Here is a 7,823-nt window from a genome sequence, read left to right as displayed (position 1 = left end):
GCTAAGGCCCCTAAGCGTGCGCTAAGTGGGAAAGGATGTGGAGTCGCGGAGACAACCAGGAGGTTGGCTTAGAAGCAGCCACCCTTGAAAGAGTGCGTAATAGCTCACTGGTCAAGTGATTCCGCGCCGACAATGTAGCGGGGCTCAAGCGCACCGCCGAAGCTGCGGCATATGCACGGTGTTTGGCCTTCTTCTTCGGGAGGGGGTCCAGGCGTGTGTATGGGTAGGGGAGCGTCGTGTAGCGAGTGAAGCGGCAGGGTGACCTAGCCGTGGACGCTACGCGAGTGAGAATGCAGGCATGAGTAGCGAAAGACGGGTGAGAAACCCGTCCGCCGGATGACCAAGGGTTCCTGGGGCAGGCTAATCCGCCCAGGGTGAGTCGGGACCTAAGGCGAGGCCGACAGGCGTAGTCGATGGACAACGGGTTGATATTCCCGTACCGGCGTTGATGCGACCATGCTGAACCTGGTTCGTGCTAACCGTCCGATCTGCATTCGACTTTCGGGTTGGGTGTGGGGAGCGCGGGATCCCGGCTGGTAGTAGGCAAGCGATGGGGTGACGCAGGAGGGTAGTCCAGCCCAGGTGGTGGTTATCCTGGGGCAAGGGTGTAGGGCGAGGTATAGGTAAATCCGTATCTTATGTGCCTGAGACCTGATGCCGAGCCGATTGTGGCGAAGTGGGTGATCCCATGCTGCCGAGAAAAGCCTCTAGCGAGTGTCAGGGCCGCCCGTACCCTAAACCGACACAGGTGGTCAGGTAGAGAATACCAAGGCGAGCGAGTGAACTGTGGTTAAGGAACTCGGCAAAATGCCCCCGTAACTTCGGGAGAAGGGGGGCCGTTTTCCGTGTAGGAGCCTGCCTCCGAAGCGGAGAGTGGCCGCAGAGACCAGGGGAAAGCGACTGTTTACTAAAAACACAGCTCCGTGCGAAGTCGTAAGACGATGTATACGGAGTGACGCCTGCCCGGTGCTGGAACGTTAAGGGGACGGGTTAGTACTTCGGTGCGAAGCTCAGAACTTAAGCGCCAGTAAACGGCGGTGGTAACTATAACCATCCTAAGGTAGCGAAATTCCTTGTCGGGTAAGTTCCGACCTGCACGAATGGCGTAACGACTTTCCCACTGTCTCAACCACAGACTCGGCGAAATTGCATTACGAGTAAAGATGCTCGTTACGCGCGGCAGGACGGAAAGACCCCGGGACCTTTACTATAGCTTGATATTGGTACTCGGTTCGGCTTGTGTAGGATAGGTGGGAGACTGTGAAGCCGGAACGTCAGTTTCGGTGGAGTCACTGTTGAAATACCACTCTGGTTGAATTGGGTGTCTAACTTCGGTCCGTGATCCGGATCAGGGACAGTGTCAGGTGGGTAGTTTAACTGGGGCGGTTGCCTCCTAAAGAGTAACGGAGGCGCCCAAAGGTTCCCTCAGCCTGGTTGGCAATCAGGTGTCGAGTGCAAGTGCACAAGGGGGCTTGACTGTGAGACAGACATGTCGAGCAGGTGCGAAAGCAGGGACTAGTGATCCGGCGGTGGCTTGTGGAAGCGCCGTCGCTCAACGGATAAAAGGTACCCCGGGGATAACAGGCTGATCTTGCCCAAGAGTCCATATCGACGGCAAGGTTTGGCACCTCGATGTCGGCTCGTCGCATCCTGGGGCTGGAGTAGGTCCCAAGGGTTGGGCTGTTCGCCCATTAAAGCGGTACGCGAGCTGGGTTTAGAACGTCGTGAGACAGTTCGGTCCCTATCCGCCGCGCGCGCAGGAGACTTGAGAAGGGCTGTCCCTAGTACGAGAGGACCGGGACGGACGAACCTCTGGTGTGCCAGTTGTTCTGCCAAGAGCACGGCTGGTTGGCTACGTTCGGGAGGGATAACCGCTGAAAGCATCTAAGCGGGAAGCTTGCTTCGAGATGAGGTCTCCCACAGGGTTAACCTGGTAAGGCCCCCGAATAGATGATCGGGTTGATAGGCCGGAAGTGGGCGTGTGGTGACACATGGAGCTGACCGGTACTAATAGGCCGAGGGCTTGACTATAAATTTGTTGTGCGTCCACTGTGCGGTTCTGGGGGTATGGCCGGTGTCCGGTTGTGAACTCCATAGTGTTTCGGTGGTTATGGCGAAGGGGAAACGCCCGGTTCCATTCCGAACCCGGTAGCTAAGCCCTTCTGCGCCGATGGTACTGCGTGGGTGACTGCGTGGGAGAGTAGGTCGCCGCCGGACTTTTTGTGGGGAGGGGCTATCCGTGTGGGTAGCCCCTCTTCGCTGTGTGTGCCGGGGGTTCTGCTGTATAGATCCCGTTCGCAGCCATCCACACAGGTCATGATCTAAACGAGTTCGTTACCGTGCACGCTTTTCGGCCACATTAGCGTACGCATCGACAAACTCGCGCCGATCTTCCCGGTGTCCAGCGCTCATCAAGGCATGCGAAGTGCTCCGACGGCCGGGACGGCCGACCTGACGCGGCGCCGTCCGGCCGGACGCCTCCCGCGCCTGGCTGGGCCGGCCTTCGGAGCAGGCCCTGGCGAACCAGGCCATGCCTGGCCCGGCGCACCCAGAGGGCTGGTCGCTGACGCGCCGGCACGGAGGTCACGCTCGTGCACGCCGGTGAGGACGCTGTTGCCTGTGGCACGCGTTATGCGGACCTGCACGCTGTGCGCCTCGATGCCGGCGGTGCTCCCCAGGCTCCCCAAGCTCTCCAGACGTGCTGCTGGGGCGGCTTTCGCGGATGTGCCCGATGTGAGCGCAGTGGCGATGGAGATCGCGTGACTGATCGGGATGGCGTACCCGGCCCTCATCCCGGTTGGCAGGTACTCGTTGAACGCGGTCGCTGCCGTGTCCATCCCGATGACATCACCGGCCGCGCTGACCAGCGGACCGCCGGAGAATCCGGGCTTGATGGCAACATCAGTCTTGATCAGCCCGGAAAGCTCTTCGGCGTTGCCGCCGCCGGGGTCGGTGGCGGTGATGCTCTGGTTGAGTGCTGTGATCCTGCCGGAAACGACCGCGGGCGATCCGCCGTCGGCGTTGCCGACGGCGGCGACGGAGTCACCGACCCCGGCCTTCGCGGAGTCACCGATCGGAACCGTGGCAAGTCCGGAGGCACCCTGCAGCCGCAGGACCGCGACGTCGTCGGTCGTGTTCGTCCCGACGACCGACGCCTGGTAGGAACGACCGGTGCTGGCGACGGTAACAGTGATGGCGGCGGCGTCCGCGATGACGTGGTTGTTGGTGAGTACCTCGCCGGAGGATTTCAGCACCATACCGGTGCCCGCCGCGGAGGCGTTCTGCGAGGCGAGTCTGGAAACAATGCTCACCACCCCCGGGAGCACCTTGTCGGCGGCGGCCGACAGCTGGGCGGAAACGGGGTTGGTGTTGGCGGCGGCGGTAAAGGAACGTGGAATGGTGAAGGTCTGAATCGCCCGGTCGGCGACTGGCGTGTTGGCGCCGCCACCCGGGCCGCCGATGACACTGGAGGCCGGGGTGGCGGCGACGACCACTATTGCCACGCATCCGACGACAGCGGTCCGCAACCGCCGCTTTCGCGGCGCTGAACGCGATATGGGCCGCTGGGTACTCCTGATCGCTGCCGATCCTGGATCTGATCCTGGATCTGTCCGTCGTAGTTCGCAGGCGTCGGAACTCTCCTCACCCACTGTGACCTTCACCTACCCTGAGTTCGCCCTGATGGTCGACGTCCGTTGATCTAAGACAATCGCGTGGCAAACCTCGGGTAATCACGATCGCCGCGATGCGGGGCACATCACGCTCGGACCGGCCCTGTTCCGGATTCGTATTCGTCACATCTGCGAGGAATCGGTTGCGGGAAGGTGGGGAAGACGGGAAGGTGTCAGCCGGCTTCGGGCGCCGAGACCGACGTCCTGGTCGGCAGACCCAGGTTGGTGATACTGGTAAGTCGTTCCGTAGCAGCGATCATCGGTTGGATGAGCAGGTTGACGCTCAAAAGGAAGCACAGCGTCCCGACACCGACCGGACCCCCGAGCAACCAGCCGGCAACCAGCAGCAGCGCCTCGAGGGATCCCTTCGACGCCCAGAACGGCCATCGCCAACGCCGAACCATTGTGATGGCGAGCAGGTCCATGGCACGGATACCGATCGCGCTCATGATGATGAGGGTCGAGCCGTAGGCGCACAGCACACCACCGACGAGCATCAGCCCGACTCGGTGGATATGGGTCTCCTCGGCGAGTTCGACGGCCAGCAGCAGGTCGATGATGCTGCCGCAGAGGAAGAACGTGATGAACGGCGAGACAACCGGCCTACACCGGTTCCACAGCGACCAGCTGGTGATACAGACGAGCGCGACGGACGCCTGGCCGATCCCGATCGTTATCGAAATGTGATCCTTGACGCCGAGTACGAATACGTCGAGCGGGTCCGTTCCCAGGTCGGAGACGATGAAGAACGTGGCACCGATCGAGAAGAAAATGCATCCGACCAGGTAGACGGTCAATCGTCCGGGATTCCATTCCGACCAGCGCGCATTGCTGAGGATCCTGCGTGCTGACAACCCCATGTTCGCCCTTTCTCGCCTATCTCGCGGAACCGGCCAGGCGAACGATAACTACGAAAATGATTGTCGGTGATCGCCGGAAGAATACATTTTCGTTAAGCATCCGCGACGAATTTTTCTCCGTAACAGATGCCTGGGTAAAGTATGGGCTTCGATTGCCGGCGGGTAACGTCCGGATTCGAACCGGACGAACCGAACCGGGGCGTAAGGTGCCGTGGGTGTTCTCGTGCGGTTCGGTCTACGTCGCGTTCTCGTGCGATCTCAACGGTCGCCTATACCGTGAACCCCCACCCTATCCGGCACCAGTGGCCGGCCTGCCAGGGGGTGCGCGCAAGGATCCGGTGATCCCCCGCACCGTCCTGTCGCGGGGATCCCGCTGGCGGCTTCCCCGGGAGAGGCGAGAGAGAATCGGCTGGTAGCGATCCCTGCTGGAGGTGAGACTGGCCCCGTGATGGAGCTGGACGGCGCACCGCTCGACCTTAATGATCTTGCTGCACTGGCGCTGACAAACTACGGCCATTTCACGACCATGCGTATCGATCACCAACGGGTGCGCGGGCTGTCACTGCATCTGAAGCGGTTGGCCCACGATTGTCGGCTGCTCTTCGATGCCGATCTGGACGTCGACAGGATCCGATATCTCGCCCGCCGGGCGGTCACGGGGGGCACAGCTTCCTGCATGGTCCGGATAACCGTCTTCGACCCGGCGCTCGAGGTGGGGCATCCAGGTGCCGCGGCACAACCGCACGTCCTGGTGACCACCCGGCCGGCACCCGCCCTCCCGCTGCCGCCGCTGCGCGTCCAGTCGGTCGCTTACCGCCGGAACATGCCGGCGGTCAAACACGTGGGCCTTTTCGACACGCTGCGCTACCGTCGTGCCGCGCAACTCAACGGCTTCGACGACGTGCTCTTCACCGATGCCGCTTCTTTCGTCTCGGAGGGCGCCACCTGGAACATCGGCTTCTTCGACGGTAACCAGGTGATCTGGCCCGATGCGGACTGTCTGCTCGGAGTGACCGTGGAGTTGCTCCGGCGGACGCACAAGCGCGCGGTCACCGCACCGGTCGACCGTGCGGCGCTCCTCGGTATGCAGGCCGCGTTCGCCACCAACGCGGCTGTCGGCGTACGCGCGATCGCCGCGGTCGACGACCGGGAACTGGCAAACGATCACCCGATCGTCGAGACTCTCCGCAGGGAATACCTCGACATTCCCGGAGAACCACTGTGACGGCATCGGTGTGACGGCATCGGGTCGCCGGCGCCCGGCCGAGCGGGTCCGGGGCCAGACGGTGTCGTCATGCGGTGTCGCTATGCGGTGTCGCTATTCGGACGCGGCGCGCCGCAGCGAGTTCTTCCGGCTCTGGATGACCTCGTCGACGAGGCCGTACTCGCACGCCTCGGTCGCGTCGAGGATCTTGTCGCGTTCGACGTCCCGGCGGATCTGTTCGGTGCTCCGGTTGGTGTGCCGGGCAAGTATCGTCTCCAGCAGCGCCCGCATCCGCAGGATCTCACGGGCGTGAATTTCCAGATCGCTCGACTGCCCCTCGCTCTGGCTGGACGGCTGGTCGATCAGTATCCGGCTGTTGCTGAGGGCGAACCGTTTGCCGGGAGTTCCGGCCGCGAGCAGGATGGCCGCCCCGGACACGGCCTGCCCGAGACAGAGGGTCTGTATGTCGGGCCGGACGAACTGTATCGTGTCGTAGATCGCCATCAGTGCGGTGAACGAGCCACCCGGGGAGTTGATGTAGAGCGAGATGTCCCGGTCGGCGTCCTCGCCCTCGAGATAGAGCAACTGCGCCATGATGTCGTTCGCGGAAATATCGTCGATCTGCGTCCCCAGGAAGATGATGCGTTCCTTCAGCAGCTTGGAATAGGGGTCCATCCCGTATTCGCCGCGGGAGGTGCGCTCAATGATGTTGGGTAGGACGTAACGGTTCACAACGGTGCGTGTCATGTGATTCTCTCTCGATTCGGATGAGCGGTTCGCGACCGGAACGACCGGAACGGGCATACCCGTCCGGTCAGCAGGACCGGGTCGGGTGACGGGCGGGCGGGGCATGTCGGTGTCACCCTCCGAAGAAGGCCCGCCATTGTTCGGCGGAACGGGGACGGAACACCGCGTTACCACTGCGCACCGTCGACATCGGCGCGCTGGGCTGCGCCGAGTAGAAGTGACCGGGGTAGACGACGGTGTCGTCAGGCAGCGCGGCCAGCTGCCGCAGGCTCGCGTACATGGCGTCGGGGTCGCCGCCGGGGAAATCGGTACGTCCGCAGCCTTCCAGGAAAAGCGTGTCGCCGGCAACCAGCCGGTCGCCGTCCACCAGGAAGCACTGGCTGCCCGGGGTGTGCCCGGGGGTGTGCAGCAGCCGGACGGGCACGGCACCGACGTCGAGCACGTCGTCGTGATCGTGGCCCACGAGGTCGGTGGCCGACACCCCGGTGGTGCGTCGCACCCACTCGCTCTCGTCCCGGTGCACGTGTACCGGGACCTGCGTACGGGCGAGCAGCTCCGGCAGGCCCGGCAGGGCGAAACCGAACATCTCGCCGCCGACGTGATCGGGATGGTGATGGGTGACCAGGACGCCGGTGAGGCGCATCTCATCGGCGGCAAGCACCGAGAGAAGATCGTCGACAGCGTACGCCGGATCGACCACCACCGCGTCCCGGGTCTCCTGGTCGCCGATCAGGTACGTGAAGTTGACCATCTGAGTCGCTACCGGATCATTGACCGCGTAGTCACGCCCGGACAGCAACTGGCGAAAGTACAGACGGTTGACCATCGGCCCAGACTACGGCGGCAGCCGGCACAGCGAGGTCGGCCATCCGAGACTGTCATGCGGGGATCTGCGGGAGCCCCGGTGGGAGATCCTCTCGGGCCACCCGACTCCGGACGGGGAGGGCTGGGCGTATCTCGTCACCGTCATCGACCGCCGTTCACGCAAAGTGATCGGCTGGTTCATTGTGCGGCCTGCTTCCTGGTGCCGCTCACGCGGGCGGGGCCGATGAATTCGGCGGGACATCGAGGTCGAGGCGATGAAGTCGAGGGAGGAAAGGATCGAGCTCTCCGTGTTCGAATCGGACGACCTTACTCGTCTACCAGACCACGTCTGCGACATCACCTTCATATTTGTACGAACCTCTCGTCACACCATTGATCATGCCAGACCATGATGAGTCTGTATCAACCATGCCAATCGGGTAGGCTTCCGCGATACGGACCCGTTGGCCGTCACCGACGACGGTGTTCCGCTCGGCTCGTACTCCAGTGGCGTGTCCGTATCCCGATACCGGAGGG

General features: G+C 62.8%; 5 protein-coding genes and 2 rRNA genes (1 of these 7 running past the window's edge). 3 read left to right on the top strand and 4 right to left on the bottom strand.

What is annotated here, in order from left to right:
• Both DD1DGNOD_RS28125 and rrf read left to right on the top strand, forming a co-directional pair.
• Window positions 1-2,031: ribosomal RNA gene (locus tag DD1DGNOD_RS28125) — 23S ribosomal RNA — on the top strand (it extends 1,300 nt beyond the left edge of the window).
• A 69-nt stretch (window positions 2,032-2,100) separates the two neighbouring features.
• Window positions 2,101-2,217 (top strand): 5S ribosomal RNA (rrf, locus tag DD1DGNOD_RS15350).
• A gap of 194 nt (window positions 2,218-2,411) precedes the next feature.
• Here the strand turns inward: rrf and DD1DGNOD_RS15345 are convergent.
• On the bottom strand, window positions 2,412-3,503 hold the full coding sequence (locus tag DD1DGNOD_RS15345) for a S1C family serine protease (RefSeq protein WP_131767147.1): 1,092 nt from the start codon (window positions 3,501-3,503) through the stop codon (window positions 2,412-2,414).
• Window positions 3,504-3,844: 341 nt separating this feature from the next.
• Window positions 3,845-4,468 (bottom strand): YczE/YyaS/YitT family protein, encoded by a 624-nt coding sequence (locus tag DD1DGNOD_RS15340; protein WP_206443203.1) that lies wholly within the window; start codon window positions 4,466-4,468, stop codon window positions 3,845-3,847.
• A gap of 511 nt (window positions 4,469-4,979) precedes the next feature.
• On the opposite strand from DD1DGNOD_RS15340, the gene DD1DGNOD_RS15335 reads away from it, so the two are divergent.
• On the top strand, window positions 4,980-5,756 hold the full coding sequence (locus tag DD1DGNOD_RS15335; RefSeq protein WP_241251557.1) for an aminotransferase class IV family protein: 777 nt from the start codon (window positions 4,980-4,982) through the stop codon (window positions 5,754-5,756).
• A gap of 93 nt (window positions 5,757-5,849) precedes the next feature.
• Here the strand turns inward: DD1DGNOD_RS15335 and DD1DGNOD_RS15330 are convergent, their stop codons facing one another.
• Window positions 5,850-6,482 (bottom strand): ATP-dependent Clp protease proteolytic subunit, encoded by a 633-nt coding sequence (locus tag DD1DGNOD_RS15330; protein WP_131770440.1) that lies wholly within the window; start codon window positions 6,480-6,482, stop codon window positions 5,850-5,852.
• Window positions 6,483-6,594: 112 nt separating this feature from the next.
• A complete protein-coding gene (locus tag DD1DGNOD_RS15325; protein WP_131767143.1) occupies window positions 6,595-7,308 on the bottom strand; it encodes an MBL fold metallo-hydrolase in 714 nt (237 codons plus the stop codon).
• Window positions 7,309-7,823 lie beyond the last annotated feature (515 nt).

This window comes from Candidatus Protofrankia californiensis, from assembly GCF_900634765.1.
Taxonomy (GTDB): domain Bacteria; phylum Actinomycetota; class Actinomycetes; order Frankiales; family Frankiaceae; genus Protofrankia; species Protofrankia californiensis.
Note: the sequence above shows the minus strand (reverse complement) of the source record. Positions and strands in the feature narration are given on the sequence as shown.